The sequence below is a fragment of the Bifidobacterium simiiventris genome (genome assembly GCF_019331715.1).
Lineage (GTDB): Bacteria > Actinomycetota > Actinomycetes > Actinomycetales > Bifidobacteriaceae > Bifidobacterium > Bifidobacterium simiiventris.
In genome coordinates this window covers 1-17,926 of the sequence record NZ_JAHBBG010000008.1, presented here as the reverse complement: position 1 = coordinate 17,926, position 17,926 = coordinate 1, and the positions used below count along the sequence as shown (strand labels likewise).

The window sequence follows — 17,926 nt, the reverse complement described above, 5'->3', positions numbered from 1 at the left end:
GGACAAAGCTATTCGTTGACCAGCATCGACAGCATGTACATGGGCAAGTAGATGACGTTCCCCTCGGTGAACACGTTGGTTTCGGCGAACACATACGCCCGATCAATGCCGTAGCCGGGGGTCGCCATCGCCTTGTCGAGCGCGGCGTGGGAGCGGAAATACGCGCCCGACTTGATCTCGAGTGCCAGCACGTCTCCGTCATTCGTCTCGACGAGAAAATCCAGTTCGCCGACGCCTTTTTTGGTGAGGTAGTACAGGTGCGTGAATCCGTGCGCGACGAGCTCCTGCGCGGCGACGTTCTCGTACACCCCGCCCATGTTCATCGCTGCGTTGCCTTCGAGGATGCCCAGCGCTGACTTCTTGCCATAGGCACTGACCAGCAGGCCGACGTCCGAGTAGAACAGCTTCATGACCCGGCGGTCGGCGTTGATGCGCAGCGGGGCGATGGGTGCGGCGACGTTGAATGCCGGAAGCGCGACGTTGGCGTTCGTCAGCCACAGGAACTCGTCTTCGATTTGGGAGAACCGCTTGATGTCGGTGATAGAGCTGACTTGGAATCGGCGGTTCTGGCTTTGCAGTTCGCCGGGAATGAGCCGGTAGATCTCCTGTATTGTCAGACGGTTCGCTTTGGGAGCGTACTGCTTGATATCGTGCTCGTAATAGGCTCGAATGTTCGACTGGACCGCGCGCACGGGATCGATGACGCCGTTCGCGGCGAACGCGGCGACTGCCGCCGGCATGCCGCCGACCAGTAGATAGCGATGGAACAGGTCGGTGAGTCTATCGTGGATGAAATCGGGGATCTCGCTCAGGTTGGCAAAGCTGTTTCGGACAACGTCGAACGCTGATTCGACTAGTCCGTTTGCCCAACAGAATTCCTCGAAATCAAGCGGATACATGGCGAATTCGTCCAGATATCCGACCGGTAGCGATCGCACATCCTCCAGTTCCACGCCAAGCAGCGATCCGGACAGGATGTAGTCGTAGTCGCCCTTGTCCACAAGTCCCTTGATGAAGGTCACGATCTGCGGGCACTGCTGAATCTCATCGAGGAACACCAGCGTGCGCCCCGGCACCAGCGGCACGTTCGATGCGACGGAGATGCGGAACAGAAGATCGTCGGGGCTGGTGGCCTGGGAGAACGAGCGGCGCGCGTTGTCGTCGAGCACCAGATTGAATTCGACCATATGCTCGTACTCGTTGCGGCCGAATTCCTCGATGATGAAGGTCTTGCCCACCTGACGTGCACCGGTCACGAGCAACGCCTGCTTGGTCTTGTGATCCTTCCAGAATTTGATGCGGTCATAAGCCTTGCGTTTCAATGGTTTTCACCTCTTCCTCTTGCACTCGTCGCAATCTGTATAGTGTATTATTCTACACTCGTTGGATTCTGTGTGAGGCGTTTTGCGCACTCGTCTGATTCTGTGAACGTGGATTTTGCGCACTCGTCGGATTCTATGCCCTGTTGTCGGGCGGATTCCTACGTGCGTCCGCCGGAATCCCGGGGGGGCGACCGTATCTCAATAAAAGGAGCGGTGCCGGCGGGGTGTCGTGTCCGGTTTGGCGTAGCTCGAGGCGGTTCTGGCAGAAGCTGGACACTGATGAGGCGGATTGCGTCCGTTTGCTGCGAGGATTGCGCGGTTCTGGTGGAAAGTGGACGCTAGCGGGGTGGATTGTGTCCGGTTTCCGTTAGTACTAGATGGATTCTGGCGGGAAACGGACGCTGGAGAGGCTGGTTGTGTCCGTTTCCCGTTAGGATTGCGTGTTTTTGGCGGAATGCGGACGCCGATAGGGTGGACTTGTGCGGTGCTGATGGTGTTGTGCCGGGGTGCAGGTGGTGCCCGTGATGTGCCGGTGGCGCTGATGGTATCGGTAGTGCCGGTGCCGATGATGCCGTGGGATGGGCTGATCGATGGCTGCGTTGGATTGCAATCGTTTGTGATCGGTGGAGTTGGTTTGCTTGCGATTGCATCGGATGGTTCATTATGTGGACGTTTGTAAGGGAGAACCTGCAAACGTAAACACGACACGCCAATTAGTCAATGACGGCAAAAGCCTCGGCATTGTTGCGGTGTTTGCGTTCACTTTCTTGATGCCAAGTATTGCGAAGGTTTGCAACTTGCAAACATTTGCATTATGCTGTTGGGCAGTAGTGGAAGAAATGTGACAAGCCGAGGGCGGCAGAGTTGATGAGCCCGAAGGAGAGACGGATGTACGGACTCAAGAGAAACACCACGGGGGGGGGTATCGTAACCGCCTAGCCGCGATGACGCTTGCCGTCGCCATGCTCGTCGGCACCGCCATCACCGGCACCCTCACCGCCCCCTACGCCGCCTACGCGGACAACACCAATTCCGGTTCTAATGAAGCCGGTCTGTGCACGCCCACGAACATCAATCTGGGCGACGACATCACGAACAGCACTACCGATACGGGTGTGGCCACCTATGTTGGCCGTGATATGTACATCGGCGCGAATCTCAACAATGCCGAGTACCTCGAAGACGGCAATGCTCCCGACGGTTCGTATGCGGTTGAAGCCGAAGGCCTGACTGTTGTCAACGGTAAGCTGGCGATGAATCCTTTGAACAACAGCTGGCGCATCAAGGACAATGATGGCAATCTGAATTCAGCTGGTTTCCGCTTCGGTACCGTAGGTTTCGGTGCGCAGTTCCGTCCGAAGAGCGGCCCCGCACTTGTTGTTGGCGGTCAGAATTCCGGTATCAAGAATATGCGAACCGGTAACGTGAACAACACAAATGTTGGTGCATGGACCAAGGGTGCATGGACGGGTCAGTCCGCGGAATGGGCGTCCAAGGACAATTACACGGTCAACACATCCAGCCCAGCATATACGTCGCAGATCGTTGGCACGATGGGCAAGTGGCAATCCGATAGCACTGACAATAAGCATGATGCGGTGGTCGGGCAGCAGGGCCACTGGTATAAGGATGCCAATTCCGATAGCAAGTCGTACTCCGATGCAATGAAAGTCACCGGTACGAGCGACGACAACACGTCATACACCAACGACTATTCCTCTTACAATTCAACGATTGACACCCTGTCCAAGACCTTGGCGCTCGGAAAGACTACGGCTGATGCAACTGAGGACACTGATGGCAGTAAGACGTCGCTGAATGGTGTGTGGCGTGGCAAATACAACTGGGATGTCAGCAATACATGGGCTTCCTACAAGTTCGAGTTCAACGGCGGCCAATCCGAAAAGGTTATCAAGTTCAACGGCGACAACAAGTCGTCGATGCAGTTCTTCAACCTTCCCGCGTCGATGCTGTCAGGAGATCAGGGCATTTCGTTTGAGTTCACCAACATTCCTGACAATGCGTCTGTGGTCATCAATGTGACTGGTGCGAACAATGGTCCGATCGGCTTCCACAACGGTTGGCGCGTGTGGTGGAATGGCACGGATGTGTCGGATGGCTACCGTAAGAATGCTGATTCGACCATCGCGAGCAAGTATGCACATGCCGCGCAGGCGGTTATGTGGAACTTCGCTGACGCCTCGAAGGTTACGATTTATGGTGGCAAGGGTACTGGAAGGCTGACGATTGCAAACGTCCAGCAGGTTGATATCAACGAGCATGGCGCGACCAACAACGGTACGTATGACAACGTCACCACTACCGACGACCCGGCCGCCGCGTTCCTCGGCAGTATCCTCGTGCCGAAGGGCAGCCTCGAATCGCACGTGAGCACGAACGGCCGTGTGTGGGTCGGCGTGGATTTCTCCATGTACAACCCGGAGAGCGCTACGATCAAGATCAACGGCACCGAGCTGAAGACCTCCGAAGGCAAGACCACATCCGTGATCAACATGGACCAGGAACGCCACAACCTCCCGTGGTCGGGCAACTTCACCCGGAACTGCGCGGTGATCGGCTGGAACAAAATTGATGCGAACACCCAGCAGAAGATCGGCGGCTCCGAATGGGGCATCTACAAGTCGGAAGCCGACGCGAAGGCCAACCAGAACGCCTTGCTGGTGGTCGATGACAATGGCAGCAACGATTCTGATTACACGGAAGGTGTGATCACTGTTCGCAACCTCATGCCGAATGCCACCTACTACATCAAGGAGCTGAAGGCGCCTGACAACTACATAGCATCCGACACGGTGTACGAGATCAAGGCCGGAGCCGGCGGTGAAACCATTTACAAGCCGACTGCGGGTGAAGACATCGAGAACACCCCGTCCGGTGCATCCGTCCGCTGGGCCAAGTACGAGAACGGTGACACGAACAAGACCCCGTTGCCCGGTTCCGAATGGCAGCTGACCAAGAAGGGCGCGAACGGTTCCTCCGACGAAACGTGGACGATCAAGGACAACACCCGCTCTCTGACCAAGGTCGACATCCTCAACGCGTCTACCAACACCGACGCAGGTGCCACGTATTCGATGAGCCAATCCTCGAGCGTGCACTTCAAGGCTAGGATCACATACCGCGACAACACCACAACCGACAACGACAGTGACGTGACCTGGACGTCCAGCGACGAAACCGTCGCCAGTGTTACCGCCGATGGCGTGGTCATTGCCAAGCAGCCCGGTACCACGGTCATCAAGGCCACGGCCGTCGCGGACGATACCAAGTTCGATTCGATCACCGTCACCGTGAGCAGTGTCAGCGTGACCGGCATCACCATCAAGAACGGTAATCAGGTCGTGGCTGCGAACAGTACCTTGGAAATGGCGAAGAACGGCACTCTCCAGTTGGACGCCGTCGTGGAATCTCAGAACGGTACCACCGTATCTGCGCTGTGGGAATCGTCTGATCCGGATGTGGCGACGGTCACCGCGAATGGTCTGATCAAGGCCGTATCCGTGGGCGTATCAACTATCACCGTGTACGCCGGCGACAAGCAGACGTCGGTTGTCGTGCGCGTCACCGACAGCACCGAAACGCTCGTGTACGTCAAGAAGAGCGTCGTGCTCAAGACGTACCCGAACTGGGGCAACGACTACTACATCGGCTACGGCAGAACCGGTGCGGCTTGGTCGTTCGTGAAGATGACAGCCAGCGAATGCAACGATGACTGGATGTACGTGACCGTCCCGCGTCAAGGCAACGACACGGCGTTCAAGATCGTCAACCAGGGCAACAGCAACGCCGGTGGCTCGTGGTACCCGGCTGGTACCGGCTCGGACATCAAGTTCAACAGTCGCGCGGTCATCGTACTGGACGGCAGTAACTCTGCTGGAACTGACGATATGCCTGACTGCACGGTGCGTGCGACGACTCGGGCCGCGACTACTGACGAACTCAATGCGCAAGCTGATGTCGCGGATGGTATTGCTGAAGCGGATGCTGACGTTCAGTCCGCCGACGGTGCCGAAACAACTGTCGATGCCCAGAGCGACGAGAAAGCCGCCGCTTACGACTGCACAGCAGCAGGATTCCTGTGTGACATCGACCCGGCCAGCGGCATGTTCCGCGTCAAGGACTTGACCGACGGTACATACGAGCTGAAGGAAACCGTTGCGCCGAACGGCTACACGCTGAACACCACCGTGTATAAGTTCACTGTCACCAACGGCGTACCGACTTGGGACAACGGTCAGCAGGCTGGACTGGTGAACGATGTCATGTACATCGACGATAAGCCAACCGAAGTGACATGGTACAAGCAGGATGCGAAGCACTCCTTCGCGCTCGCCGGTTCGCAGTGGAAGATTCAGCTGAACGGCGGTACTGCTGTCTACTGTGTGGCTGACGACAATGCGGCTATTGACACGAAGGCATGCTCCGGCACCAAGCTGGATGATACAGCTTCGGACGCCGGCACGATCACCGTCAAGAAGCTGCCCAAGGGCACGTACACGCTGACCGAAGTCGTGGCTCCGACCGGTTATGACAAGTTGAGTGATTCGTATACGTTCATGGTTGACGATTCCAACACGACAGTGCAAATCGGGAATCTGAACGGTAACAAGATCGACAACTCTCTGACTCCGGTCGAGGCCAAGATCCCGGTGACGAAGAACGTGACCGGCGGAAGCTGGCCGACTGGTTCGGACGGTCAGCCGGTGACGTTCCAGTTCAAGCTGGAGAAGTACGGAACCGATACGCAACAGGCGATCCCGACTCCGACCAACTGCGCGAACAAGTCAGAGGCCGATATCGAAAAAGGTGTTGCCTGTGTCATCGACGTGAAGCCCGATGCGACCGGCAAGATCACTGCGAATGGCATGTTTAGTGGGTTGCACTTCAATGCCAATAACCTTGGCTCGGATGCGACTAAGAACTACGCGAGGACGTACACGTACAAGATCACTGAGGTGAAGCCGGAGAATGCGGATTCGTCCATCGAGTATTCGCAGGCTGGGTACAAGGTGGTCGTGACGGTCGAGCAGATCAAGAGCGGCGACAAGTGGGGTGCCTTGAAGGTGTCGTATTCGATGGTTCGGATGACCGACGACTCGAATACGAAGGTGAACGGCGAGGACGGCACTGAGGTCGGTACTTGGGCGTCGGACGGTTCCCATCAGGGAACTGCCGGCGGATCGGCTGGTACGACTACATCGGGTACTCCGGTCGCCACCTTCACCAACAAGATTTACGGACCTGAGCTGCCGGCGACCGGTGGCGAGGGTACGGCGATGTTCCTGCGGGCGGGCACGTTCGCGGTCATCGTGGCGACGGCCGGTATGGCCCTGATGGTCAGGAGGCAGCGCCGATGAACCACTCCACCCCGAAGGGAGGCTCCGACCCATAGCCCTTCATTCCCAAGGTAGCGCGTTCCGCGGTAAAGGACTCGCCTAGCGGCTCGCAGACGCTCCCTCAGTCCGCCTACGGCGGCCAGCTCCCTCAGCCGAGGGAGCCGAGGCTCCGCCAGATCTTGTGCCGCGAAGCGGCACCTCGGCCCCCTCGGTTGAGGGGGCTGTCACGCGGAGCGTGACTGGGGGAGCGTCAGCGCTACGGAACGTTACGAAGCTACCCCTCCAAAAGATTTCATAACTTAACCCAAACCAAATCAAGGAAGATCACTCAAAGGAGTAATCATGAAGAAGTTAGGCAAGGCCATTCTCGGCCTCGTGGCCGCCGTGGCGATGCTCGTCACCGGCCTAGTCGCCCCGCTCACCGCGGTCGCGGCTGAATCCACACCGAATACGACGATCACCATCAAGAGTGTCAACAAGGGTGATGAGTTCAAGGCGTGGCGTCTGCTCGACGCATCTCAGGATGCTGCCGACGCGACGAAGATCTCGTACACGTTGAACGCGACGTACAAGAACATCCTGAAGACTCTGGCCAACTCCAGCGCAACCACTGATGAGCAGCTGCTCACTGATATTACTACGTACCTTGGCAGTCTGACCTCCGAAACGACGCGTACCTTTGCTGACAGCGCATATGCTAAGGTCAAGGATCTGACTGAAGATGCGTCTGCCAAGGCAGCTGCTGATGGCGATGTCACTCTGAGCAATACTGCCGGCACGACTCTTCCGCAAGGTTATTACCTTGTTGCTCAGACTGTGAATGGCAAGACTGGTGACTCTGCCACGTCTGGTGATGCCTACTCGCTGGTCATGCTTGATACCAAGGGTCTGGCCGACGCCGAGATCACGACCAAGAAGGGCGTGCCGACTTTCGAAAAGAAGGTCCAGGACATCAATGATTCCACCGAATCAAAGACGGATGCCGTTTCGGGAAACGGTACTTGGGCTGATTCCGCAGATCACGATCTTGGCGATGTCGTGCCGTTCCAGTTCAAGAGCACCATGCCTGACAAGATCGACAGCTACACCACCTACAAGTACATCTTCCACGATTCCATGTCCAAGGGCCTGACTTTCAACAAGAACAGTGTCAAAGTGTACCTGGACTCTGTTTCTGCTGATAAGGAGATCGACAGCAACTCTTACACTGTCGCGTCCTCTAAGGACGAGGGCTTCTCGGATGCCAATCCGGCTGTTGCGGACAATGATGGCACCAACTTCACCATCTCGTTCACCGATCTGAAGACTGCGACCATCAATAATAATAAGATCAACCTGACCAAGGATTCCGTGATCTACGTCGAATACACCGGTACCGTGAACGGTGACGCCAAGATCGGCAACCCGGGTAACCCGAACGAGGCTTACCTCGAGTTCGAGAACAACCCGAACGATGAAGGCAAGGGTACCAGCCGTACTCCGAACGACAAGGTCGTTGTGTTCACCTATCAGGTGGATGTGAACAAGGTTGATGGTGAGAACCAGCCGCTTCCTGGCGCCGGATTTACCCTGTACAAGAAGATCAAGGATTCCACGAAGGACGAGGGTGCTGGCGCTGGCTGGGAGAAGGTTCCGACTGGCGTGAACGCTGACGGTACTCTGAAGTATGAGGAGATCAAGGCCACCAAGACCGATGATGGCAAGTATGTCGCTCCGTTCCTGCGTGTGGATGATGGCCAGTACAAGCTTGTGGAAACCACGGTGCCTGGTGGCTACAAGAAGGCTAAGGATGTTGAATTCACGATCACCGCTGAGCACGATACTACAATCACTTCTCTGACCATCAAGGTTGGGGATACGACCACGAATGGTGATATCACGAGTGGTACTGTCGGCACGACCGTCATCAACAATGCTGGTTCCGAACTCCCGTCCACTGGTGGCATGGGCACTGTGATCCTGTACGCTCTGGGCGCTGCGTTCGTGGCTGCCGCTGGCGCGTGGTTCGCGTTCCGCCGTCGCCTCTCCAACCGCTGAACCGAATAGGGTAGCGGTTCCGTAACCATCACCTTGTCATTTCGACCGGAGGCCGTAGGTCGGAGCGGAGAAATCTTTAGGGGCTTGCAGCTTTGAAGATTTCTCCACTCGGCTTCGCCTCGGTCGAAATGACAAGAGGTGAGGTTGTTTTCGCCTCGGTCGACATGACACATGATGAGGCTGCAATGAATGGATTGAAGCAAGGGAAGAATGATGACTAACGCTAACTGTGGCTGCGGGGAGGCTTGCGGCCGGGGCGTGTTGGCGCTTGGGGCGCGCTGGGCGACGTTCGCTCTTGCGGCGGTCTGTTCGCTCGCGCTCATGCTGGGCGCTTGTGTGCTGTCGCTGGTTCCGGCAGTCAGCGCGCAAGCGGCCGAATCCGGGAGCATTACCGTCGAGTACAAGGATGACGGCGAGGCACTGGCTGGCGCTTCGGTGAGTCTGTATCGCGTTGCCTCGTGGAATGCGAAGGGTGACGGGTTCGAGCCGACAAAGTCGTTCGCGGATTACTCCGTGGACTGGGATGTGTTCGGTGCGGATTCCGAGACGTTCCGCCAGCTGGCCGAGACGCTATCCGGCTACGCGGCGCGTGACGCGGTGTCCGCCGATGCGACCGCGAAGACGGATGCCGACGGACAGGCGTCGTTCGACGGTCTGGCTCGTGGCCTGTATCTGGTGAACGTGGCCGCGTTCAAAACGAGTGCGCTGAGCTGTGGCGCGTCTTCGACGTTGACCGCGGTGCCGTCGGGTACTGCCGCGAACGCGTCGTATGACGTGAAGTTGCAGCCGAAAACCGAATGCACTCCAATCGAGAAGCCTTCCACCGTCGAGCGTTCCGTGCGCAAGGTGTGGAAGGGTGATTCCGCGTCTGTACGTCCCGAGTCGATCGCCGTGCAGTTGCTGCGTGACGGCAAGGTGTTTGACGAGGTCAAGCTGACCGAGTCCGGCAAGTGGTCGTATTCGTGGTCGGGGCTTGCTTCCGATCACGAGTGGAAGGTCGTGGAGAAGAGCGTGCCGGCCAAGTACACGGTGCTGGTCGATCGTGAGAACGCGGAAACGCTGATCACGAACACCTACACGCCCGAACAGCCGCCGTCGACGCCGAAGACGCCCCAGACTCCGGCGCACACCGGTTCCGACATCACCAAGGCCGCCGCGGCCGCCGCAGGCTTCTCCTTCGTCGGCCTCCTCCTGATGCGTCGCCGTAAAGCGCGTAGCTAGGCCTTCCGATGCTGGCGGAGCCTCGGCTCCCTCTGTGAGGGAGCTGGCTCGCGAAGCGAGACCGAGGGAGAGACTGCGGCGAAGCCGCTGTGTAACGGCATCGGCCGTAGGCCGATTCAGTTATATTGGCGGCCTTCGGCCGCGACGCTCCCTCAGTCAGCCTGCGGCTGACAGCTCCCTCAGCAAGGACATTGCCGTTAAGCAAACAGCAGAGCTGTTTGTAGGCAATGTGCGAGCCGACAGGCGAGCCAGCAAGCAGTCAGCCGTTAGGCTGTCCGTAATTGCAGGACGCCGAGGCTCCGCCAGCGTCTAAACAGCTCCTCCGAAAATCGGAGGAGCTGAACGTGTTTATAACCGAATAAGTCTTGATGGCACGGGGATTCGTGGAGATACCGCTTTACTCTCTCACCTCCCGCGGGACTCCCGACTCCCCGCCCCATCGCCCTGAGTAAGTCAGGATTCTTCCGGAGTGCGTTCGTTACTTTTAGCACTCCGGAGGAGTCCGCCTCTTCTTTTTGATAATTGAATCGGCCGGTGGCCGATGCTGTGTTGTTGGCGGCCTTTGGCCGTGACGCTCCCTCAGTCAGCCTGCGGCTGACAGCTCCCTCAGCCGAGGGAGCCGAGGCTCCGCCAGCTTTTTAACGATCGCGAGGTCTCGCAACAACATAGCATCGCGCGAAGCGCGATTCCGATATCCCGTCCCACCAGAAAGGAAAACGCAAACATGGCCGCCAAACGTAAACGCACGGTGCTGGATGTCATTTCGACGATCATTTCCGCGTTTTTCGTGGTCGTGTTTGTTGCGGGCGTCGGGCTGATTTCTTATCCGACGGTGGCTGACTGGTGGAATCGGATGCATCAGTCGCGCGCGGTGGCGACGTATATCGAACAGACCGAGGATCTGTCGAAAGCACAACGCAAGCAGATGTTGGAAGCGGCGCGCGCATACAACGCGAAACTGCCAACGATTGCAGACCGGTGGATGCTCAACGACCAGCAGAAGGCCGAGTACGAGTCGCTGCTTGACGTATCGGGCACCGGCATCATGGGCTACGTGACGATCCCCAAGCTCAAAGTGCGCTTCCCGGTCTACCACGGCACCGACGAGGGCGTCCTGCAGATCGCGATCGGCCATCTTGAAGGCAGCAGTCTGCCGGTGGGCGGCGCGACTACGCATGCGGTCGTTTCCGGGCACACCGGTCTGCCGAGCGCGAAGCTGCTGACCGGTCTCGACACGCTCGTCAAAGGTGACACGTTCGCGTTCCACGTGCTCGGCGAAACGTACACGTACCAGGTCGACAAGATCAGCGTCGTCCTGCCGAACCAGCTCGACAACTTGAACATCGAGGACGGCAAGGACTATGCGACCGTTGTCACCTGCACGCCGTACGGGGTGAACACGCATCGCCTCCTCGTGCGCGGCCATCGCATCCCGAACCCCACCAAACCGGACACGACCGATTACGACACCCCGGTGCGCACGCTCACGATCGGCATCGTCTCGGTCTCGGCCGCGGTGCTCATCATTGGTATACTGCTCGTGCGCTGGCTCGTCGTACGCCGTCGCCGCCCCCGCGCCGGCCACTCCACCGGACAACTCACAACGCGTATCCGGTAGACAACGTCTCGAACTAGAACATTGGTAAATTCATCAATAGAACATCAAGGACGGCAAGGATCATGCGACCGTTGCACGTTTCTAAGGGTTAAGCATGCCATCGGATTGCACGTTTCTAAGGGTTAAGGATATTGCAGGATTGCACGTTTCTAAGGGTTGATAGAGTTTGGCGTCGGATCGGCGGCTATCTCATATAATCGTAATTTGTATAGTCATGACTATACAAGTCATGACTATAGTATAGTCTACTTATATGGTATTCATCGGGCGCGAAGACGATCTTTCTTTCCTTCAGGACTGCTACGAGGATCCGCGGGCGCAGCTGGTCATCCTGTACGGGCGCAGACGCGTGGGCAAAACCGAGACGCTCGCGCATTTTTCCAAGGATCACCCCACACTGTTCTTTTCCGCGCAGATGGGCACGCGCGAAGAGCAGCTGGAACAGTTCTCTCGCGTCATGTTCGAGGCCGGCGCACCGGCCGGTAAATATCTCAGCCGATACGCGGACTGGCATGCCGCGCTTGACGATCTGGACGCGCTGCCCGTTCCTGCCGATGGCCGTCGTCGGCTTATAATTATTGACGAGTTTCCCTACTTGGTGAAATCCGATCCTTCGCTGCCATCGATCCTGCAGAATATGTGGGATCACAAGCTCCGTCACGCGAATCTGATGATCGTGCTGTGCGGCAGCGCCATGAGCTTCATCGAAAAGGAAATCCTCTCCGAAAAGGCTCCATTATATGGGCGGGCCACCGGCGTGCTCAAGATGCAACCGATGCCGTACTGGGACGCAGTCAAGTTCTTCCCGGATTATTCGGATGAAGACAAGGCGCTGGCGTATTCGATTCTTGGCGGAGTACCGCAGTATTTGGCGACGTTCCTGCCGGATCGAAGCTTGGCGTGGAACGTGAAGCGATATATTCTGCGACGTGGGGCGGCCCTGTACTCGGAACCCGACGTGCTCATGCGTGAGGAATTCCGCGAAACATCCAAATACAGCACCATCATTCGCGCCATCGCCTTGGGAGACACGCGTCTCAACGACATCGCCACCCATACGCTGATTCCCGTGAACGCTCTGGGATTCTACCTGTCGTCCCTCATGGAGATCGGCATCGTGGAACGCGAGTTCCCGGTCACTGCGAAACCGGTCGAGCACGCGAAGGGGACGCGCGGTCTGTATCGGCTTGCAGATGAGTATTTCCGATTCTGGTATTCCTTCGTCTACCCGAACCGTTCGCGATTGGACGGCGGCGATACGGACGGCGTATGGGATGATGCCGTTCGCCCGATGCTGCATGACTATGCGTCCCATACATTCGAGCGAATGTGCGCCGCGTGGTTGATGAGGAAAAGCATTCGAGGTTTGCTGCCGTTCCATGTGGGTAGGGTTGGCCGTTGGTGGGACAAGACCGACGAGATGGACGTTGTGGCGGTGGACGGCACCGGCTCCAAGGCGATCGTCGGCGAATGCAAGTTCCGCAATGTGCCGATGGATCCGTCGATGCTGGAGTTGCTGCGCACCCGTGCGGTTAAGATCAAGGCTTCGGAACGTTGGCTCATGCTCTTCTCGCTGGGTGGATTCACTCAGCCGCTTACCGATATCGCCGCTGCAGATAATGCCGTTCAGCTTGTGGAACTTAGCGAACTGATGGCGTGACGATGCCCGCTGTGCGTGCGCGCAATCCCGGGAGCTGGATACGATGAAGGGCATGCTGATATCGCCTGAAACCGCCCGATTCGTGGCCGAACACCGTCTGGAGAACGTGCGCGACCTGGCACTCAAAGCCAAGCGCGCCGACGGGCTGGACCTGCCGTTCGCGCTCGACCAGATCGCCGGATGGCAGACGGCTCGCGGCAAACTGCCGCAGTGGGCGGCGTGCGAGGGAATCGTGTACCCACCGCACATTTCGATGGAACAGTGCTCGTCCGAATTCACCGCGCGATACAAGGCGGAGGTCGCGCGGCGGATCGTGGGGGAGAGCCGGGCGGCAGACGGTCGCGATACCGCGGGGGAACCGCAGGCCGTTGCAGACGGTTCCGTGCACCCCGGAACGATGATCGACCTGACCGGCGGATTCGGCGTGGACTTCTCGTACACGGCCCGCGGCTTCGCACGGGCGATCTATGTGGAACGGCAGGAGCATCTATGTGCACTGGCCGAACACAACATGCACGCACTCGGACTGGATCACGTGACGGTTGTGAACGGCGATGCGGAAGCGGTGCTAGGGGATGTGAACACGTTATTGCGATCGGGCGGGGTGGCCTTCGATGAGGCGCAGGGTGTACGCTCCCCCACCCGCTGCGCGGGAGCCCCCTCAGCCGAGGGGGCCGAGAAGGCCGAGAAGGTTGAAAATGGGGCCATTTCCTTGATCTTCCTCGACCCGGCGCGACGCGACGAGCACGGCGGGCGCACGGTCGCGATCGAAGACTGCACGCCGAACGTGCTCGCCCTGCGCGACCGACTGCTTGCCGCCGCCCCGCACGTCATGATCAAACTGTCCCCGATGCTCGACTGGCGCAAGGCCGTCGCCGACTTCCGCGGCGCGGTCAGCGAAGTCCACATCGTCTCCACCGGCAACGAATGCAAGGAACTGCTGCTCGTCCTCGACCGCACAGCCAACGCGACAGTCCGCGTCCACTGCGTCAACGACGCCGACCGTCTCGACTACGACTATGGCGTCGTCTCGAACGGAGCTACAAGCCGGATTCGGGGAACCGCGCGAGAGCGTGAGGAAGATTTCTCGACTTCGCTGCGCTCCGCTCGAAATGACAGTTATGGAGCGTCGTCCGCGGCATCCGATCGCGCACTCGGCCTTGCGCCGCTGCCGGAGAGGATCACGTATCTGTACGAGCCGAACGCGTCGATCATGAAGGCCGGCTGCTTCGCACTGGTCGAAGACCGGTACGGACTCACGCAGATCGGCCCGAACAGTCACCTCTTCGTCTCCGGCAGCGACCGGCCGATCACCGATTTCCCCGGCCGTGCCTTCGCCGTCGAAACTGTCACCACAATGGGCAAAAAGGAACTCAAATCGGCGCTCGCCGGCGTCGCCAAGGCCAACGTCGCCGTGCGCAACTTCCCGCTCACGGTCGCCCAGTTACGCAAAAAGCTCCGGCTGAGCGACGGCGGCGACACCTACCTGTTCGCCACCACGCTCGCCGGAGCTAAGCATGTGATCCTGCGCTGTCACAAAGCGTGACGGGACGGGAACGTCACCGCCACCACATGGTCATGATGAAGCCGACCATGATGATCACGAACGCGATGAGCAGGTTCCACGCGCCGATGCCCGGAATCGGGTAGCTCGACGTGAGGTAGTAGCAGACCGCCCAGATCAGGCCGATGATCATGAGCGTGCAGAACAGCGGCACGAACCAGCGCGGATTGGACTTGGTGCCCTTGATCGTCTCCTCGACGCGCTTCGTGTTCTCCGCCTGACGCGCCATCATGCGCTGCATCTGCGGGGTCAGCGAGCTCTTGTCGGCGGTCGCGTTGAGCACGGCCTCCACCTGATCCATCGGCACGCCGTAATCCTCGTCCTCGGCCGCCGCGATATCGTCCGCCGCGGCATGCGTCGTGGTGGTGGTCGTGGTCACGGTCGTGGTGGTAGTGGTGGTCGTGGTCGCAGTCTTGGCAGGCTTCTTGTCGGCAGCCTTCTCGTCCGCTGCGTCCTCGGCTGCAGCCGTCTCCTCGCCGTCCGTCTCGGCCGTCTCGGCCGTCTCGCTCGTCTCAGCTGCGGCGGTCGCGGTCGTCATTTCAACGGTCTTGTCGTCGTTCGTCTCGATCGCAGTCGTCTCGGCCGTCTCAGCGGTCGCCGCATCCTCGTCGGCGGTCTCGGCCTGCCAGTCTTTCTGCTCGGTATCTGCCATCAGCGTAGTCTCCTTATATTTAGGCTAGAAGTCATAATAGTGGTTAGACTCGAACTCAGGAACAGGCCGCTCAGCGTTCGGAGGAAGCATGGCGAAACATACCGGCAGGCATGTCGCGAAGCGCGCCTCGTGGCTGAGCGGTACCGCCGTGTGCCTTGTGGTGGCGCTCAGCGGGTTCCTGTTGTCGACCAACGTGCGCATCAACCGCACCGTCGTACTGTCGTCCGACACCGCCGACCTCGTCGAACAGCGGGTCGAACGCGCGGAGGAACTGCAGCGCGACGTCGCCAAACTCAGCTCGCAGATCGATACGCTGAACAAAACGCTCACCGACGACGGCGGCACGACCGACAGTGAAACCGCCGGTTCCAGCACCATGCTGTCGGCGGTGCAGGGCCCCGGTGTGACGGTGACGCTCAACGATTCGCCGCTGTGGGAGAACATGGTCGACAATTCCGGTTCCGCCACGAACATCAACGACTACGTGATCCATCAGGAAGACATCGAATCCGTGATGAACGCGTTATGGGCCGGGGGAGCCGAGTCGATGATGATCCAGGACCAGCGCGTGCTGTTCAATTCGGCGGTGATCTGCCAGGGCAACGTGCTGCTGTTGCAGGGCAAGAAATACTCGCCCCCGTACACGATCTCCGCGATCGGACCGGCCGACGGTATGATGCAGGCGCTTGAAAATTCGAGCGCGATGAAGATCTTCCAGGAATACGTCAGCGCATTCGGCATCGGCTACAAGGTCGAGCAAAAGGACAATCTGCAATTCCCCGAAACCGCGGCGCTGCTACAGTCGCTGCAATACTCGAGCGTCGACGACACGGCGCAGGAAACGGACGCACAGTGAGACACGCAAGAAACGACAACCAGTTCGACGGGAACGACGACGAGATCGAGCTTGATTCGATCGACCAGATCGGGGATTTCGCGGAGCCTGTTTCGATTCCGACGATTCCGCCGGCGCCGCCGGCCGCTGCGCCGAGGACCGCTGGAACGAGCGGCTATGCCGGATATCTGAACGCGGAGAGCACGGCGGCACGGGCCGGCGTGCAGTTCCAGAGCGGTGCCGGTCAAACCGCAGCGGCGGCAGCCTCGATCGCTGCGTCGCAGATTGCGGGTCAGCCGGTCACAGGTCAGCCGGTTGCCGCAGCAGCAGCCGCGTCGGCCGGCCACGTTGCCGCCAACTCTGCAGCGGCAGTCGCCAATCCCAAGTCCAACGGCAAGCACGGCTGGTTCTGGCAGGCGCTCGGCATCCTCGCCGAGATCCTGCTCACCGCCGCCGCGATCTGCGCGCTGTACATCGTCTGGCAGATGTGGTGGACGGGCGTGCAGGCCGAACACACGCAGCAGGAAACACTCAAATCGGCGCAGTGGTCGTCGCCCGCGAACGGCGACACGTCGAAGATCGCGGCCGCGCAGGACGGCGAGCCGCCGGTCCAGCCCGAATCGGCCGGCGAAGGCCAGCTGATCGCCACCGTATACATCCCCCGCTTCGGCAAGAACTGGGAACGCAACCTCGTGCAGGGCACCACGCTCGAACAGCTCAACAAGCACGGTCTCGGCCACTACGACGACACGCAATGGCCCGGCCAGGTCGGCAACTTCGCGATCGCCGGCCATCGCAACGGCTACGGCCAGCCGCTCGGCGACGTCGACAAGCTGCAGGAAGGCGACCCGATCATCATCCGCACGCAGGACTACTGGTACGTCTACCAGTACACCAGCAAGGAGATCGTGCTGCCGACCGAAATCCGCGTGATCGGCGCGAATCCGCAGAACCCCGGCCAGACGCCCACCAAGCGCATGATCACGATGACGACGTGCGAGCCGAAATACTCCGATCCGATCTACCGTTGGATCAGCTACGGCGAGCTCAAGTACTGGGCGAAGGTCTCGGACGGCGTGCCGAAGGAACTGGCGACCGATTCGAGCACGACGGGCGTGGCGTTCACGAACAACACGACCTCGCTTACGTCCGCGGCCGCGCAGCTTGATTCGCTTGAGCCGGTGATGATCGCGGCGCTGGTGGCGTACGCGATCGTGTTCCTCGCGGCGCTGGTGGCGTGGCGGTTCCCGGTGCTGCGTGCGATCCGCGCCGGTGAGCGCCGCCGCCCGGATGCGAGCGTGTACGGCTGGGTGCTGCGGCATCAGCCCGGCGTGCTGCCGATCCGGTTGCTGCTGTTGCTGATCCTGGTGCTGCTGGTGGTGTGCGTGCTGTTCCAGTGGGGATTCCCGTGGGCCGCGTCGAACATCCCCTACCTGCGCCAAATGTCCAATTTTACTGTCTGAGTTCGCGCCTCCGCCTCGGCTCCTTACCCCTGCCGGGGGAGCTGAATTTCTTAAGCTGAGTATTTCTTGAAGGCTATTCGCTGTTTGTGGTGGGTGGTTTGGGTGTGAGGTGATGCCGGTCGGGTAGGTTGGAGGCATGGATACCTCTTGTCTGTTCACCGCCGCGTTGCAGCTTCAGTCTCCTTGGAAAGTGGAGT

The 17,926-nt window shown here is 59.3% G+C and carries 11 protein-coding genes and 1 pseudogene; 10 read left to right on the top strand and 2 right to left on the bottom strand.

All coding sequences use genetic code 11. The annotated features are described in order from the left end of the window. Positions 1 to 8: 8 nt before the first annotated feature. The gene (locus KIH76_RS08075) at positions 9 to 1,322 is read right to left on the bottom strand and encodes an ATP-binding protein (protein ID WP_219070236.1); all 1,314 of its coding nucleotides are present in this window, start codon (positions 1,320 to 1,322) and stop codon (positions 9 to 11) included. A 484-nt stretch (positions 1,323 to 1,806) separates the two neighbouring features. Between KIH76_RS08075 and KIH76_RS08070 the strand changes: the two genes are divergently transcribed. The 8 genes and pseudogenes from KIH76_RS08070 (at position 1,807) to KIH76_RS08040 (ending at position 14,761) form a co-directional block, all read left to right on the top strand. Further along, entirely contained in the window at positions 1,807 to 2,001 is a 195-nt protein-coding gene (locus tag KIH76_RS08070) for a hypothetical protein (RefSeq protein WP_219070234.1), read from the top strand. A 265-nt stretch (positions 2,002 to 2,266) separates the two neighbouring features. After that, positions 2,267 to 3,544 (top strand): annotated as a pseudogene (locus tag KIH76_RS11780) (choice-of-anchor A family protein); the annotation flags it as partial. A gap of 207 nt (positions 3,545 to 3,751) precedes the next feature. Further along, the gene (locus KIH76_RS08065) at positions 3,752 to 6,700 is read left to right on the top strand and encodes a SpaA isopeptide-forming pilin-related protein (protein ID WP_420829267.1); all 2,949 of its coding nucleotides are present in this window, start codon (positions 3,752 to 3,754) and stop codon (positions 6,698 to 6,700) included. A 321-nt stretch (positions 6,701 to 7,021) separates the two neighbouring features. After that, on the top strand, positions 7,022 to 8,716 hold the full coding sequence (locus tag KIH76_RS08060) for a SpaH/EbpB family LPXTG-anchored major pilin (RefSeq protein ID WP_219070230.1): 1,695 nt from the start codon (positions 7,022 to 7,024) through the stop codon (positions 8,714 to 8,716). A 213-nt stretch (positions 8,717 to 8,929) separates the two neighbouring features. After that, complete coding sequence (locus tag KIH76_RS08055; protein WP_219070228.1) at positions 8,930 to 9,937, top strand: Cna B-type domain-containing protein; 1,008 nt, start codon at positions 8,930 to 8,932, stop codon at positions 9,935 to 9,937. Between the two features lie 724 nt (positions 9,938 to 10,661). Continuing rightward, entirely contained in the window at positions 10,662 to 11,555 is an 894-nt protein-coding gene (locus tag KIH76_RS08050) for a class C sortase (protein WP_219070226.1), read from the top strand. 253 nt (positions 11,556 to 11,808) lie between these two features. Next, positions 11,809 to 13,215 carry an ATP-binding protein gene (locus KIH76_RS08045; RefSeq protein ID WP_219070224.1) on the top strand — a complete coding sequence of 469 codons (1,407 nt, stop codon included), beginning with the start codon at positions 11,809 to 11,811 and terminating at the stop codon, positions 13,213 to 13,215. A gap of 52 nt (positions 13,216 to 13,267) precedes the next feature. Then, positions 13,268 to 14,761 (top strand): THUMP-like domain-containing protein, encoded by a 1,494-nt coding sequence (locus KIH76_RS08040; RefSeq protein WP_219070222.1) that lies wholly within the window; start codon positions 13,268 to 13,270, stop codon positions 14,759 to 14,761. Between the two features lie 13 nt (positions 14,762 to 14,774). Here the strand turns inward: KIH76_RS08040 and crgA are convergent, their stop codons facing one another. After that, on the bottom strand, positions 14,775 to 15,317 hold the full coding sequence (crgA, locus tag KIH76_RS08035) for a cell division protein CrgA (RefSeq protein WP_219070300.1): 543 nt from the start codon (positions 15,315 to 15,317) through the stop codon (positions 14,775 to 14,777). A gap of 202 nt (positions 15,318 to 15,519) precedes the next feature. Between crgA and KIH76_RS08030 the strand changes: the two genes are divergently transcribed. Together KIH76_RS08030 and KIH76_RS08025 are read left to right on the top strand one after the other, a co-directional pair. Then, positions 15,520 to 16,287: a DUF881 domain-containing protein gene (locus KIH76_RS08030; protein WP_214374435.1), complete on the top strand. Its 768-nt coding sequence runs from the start codon at positions 15,520 to 15,522 to the stop codon at positions 16,285 to 16,287. A gap of 248 nt (positions 16,288 to 16,535) precedes the next feature. After that, the gene (locus KIH76_RS08025; protein ID WP_219070298.1) at positions 16,536 to 17,729 is read left to right on the top strand and encodes a class E sortase; all 1,194 of its coding nucleotides are present in this window, start codon (positions 16,536 to 16,538) and stop codon (positions 17,727 to 17,729) included. Positions 17,730 to 17,926: the final 197 nt, after the last annotated feature.

Coding starts and splice junctions, on each gene's coding strand:
- KIH76_RS08055 (WP_219070228.1), top strand. CDS start 8,930: ATGACTAACGCTAACTGTGGCTGCGGGGAGGCTTGCGGCCGGGGCGTG.
- KIH76_RS08045 (WP_219070224.1), top strand. CDS start 11,809: ATGGTATTCATCGGGCGCGAAGACGATCTTTCTTTCCTTCAGGACTGC.
- KIH76_RS08065 (WP_420829267.1), top strand. CDS start 3,752: ATGTACAACCCGGAGAGCGCTACGATCAAGATCAACGGCACCGAGCTG.
- crgA (WP_219070300.1), bottom strand. CDS start 15,317: ATGACGACCGCGACCGCCGCAGCTGAGACGAGCGAGACGGCCGAGACG.
- KIH76_RS08060 (WP_219070230.1), top strand. CDS start 7,022: ATGAAGAAGTTAGGCAAGGCCATTCTCGGCCTCGTGGCCGCCGTGGCG.
- KIH76_RS08050 (WP_219070226.1), top strand. CDS start 10,662: ATGGCCGCCAAACGTAAACGCACGGTGCTGGATGTCATTTCGACGATC.
- KIH76_RS08030 (WP_214374435.1), top strand. CDS start 15,520: ATGGCGAAACATACCGGCAGGCATGTCGCGAAGCGCGCCTCGTGGCTG.
- KIH76_RS08040 (WP_219070222.1), top strand. CDS start 13,268: ATGCTGATATCGCCTGAAACCGCCCGATTCGTGGCCGAACACCGTCTG.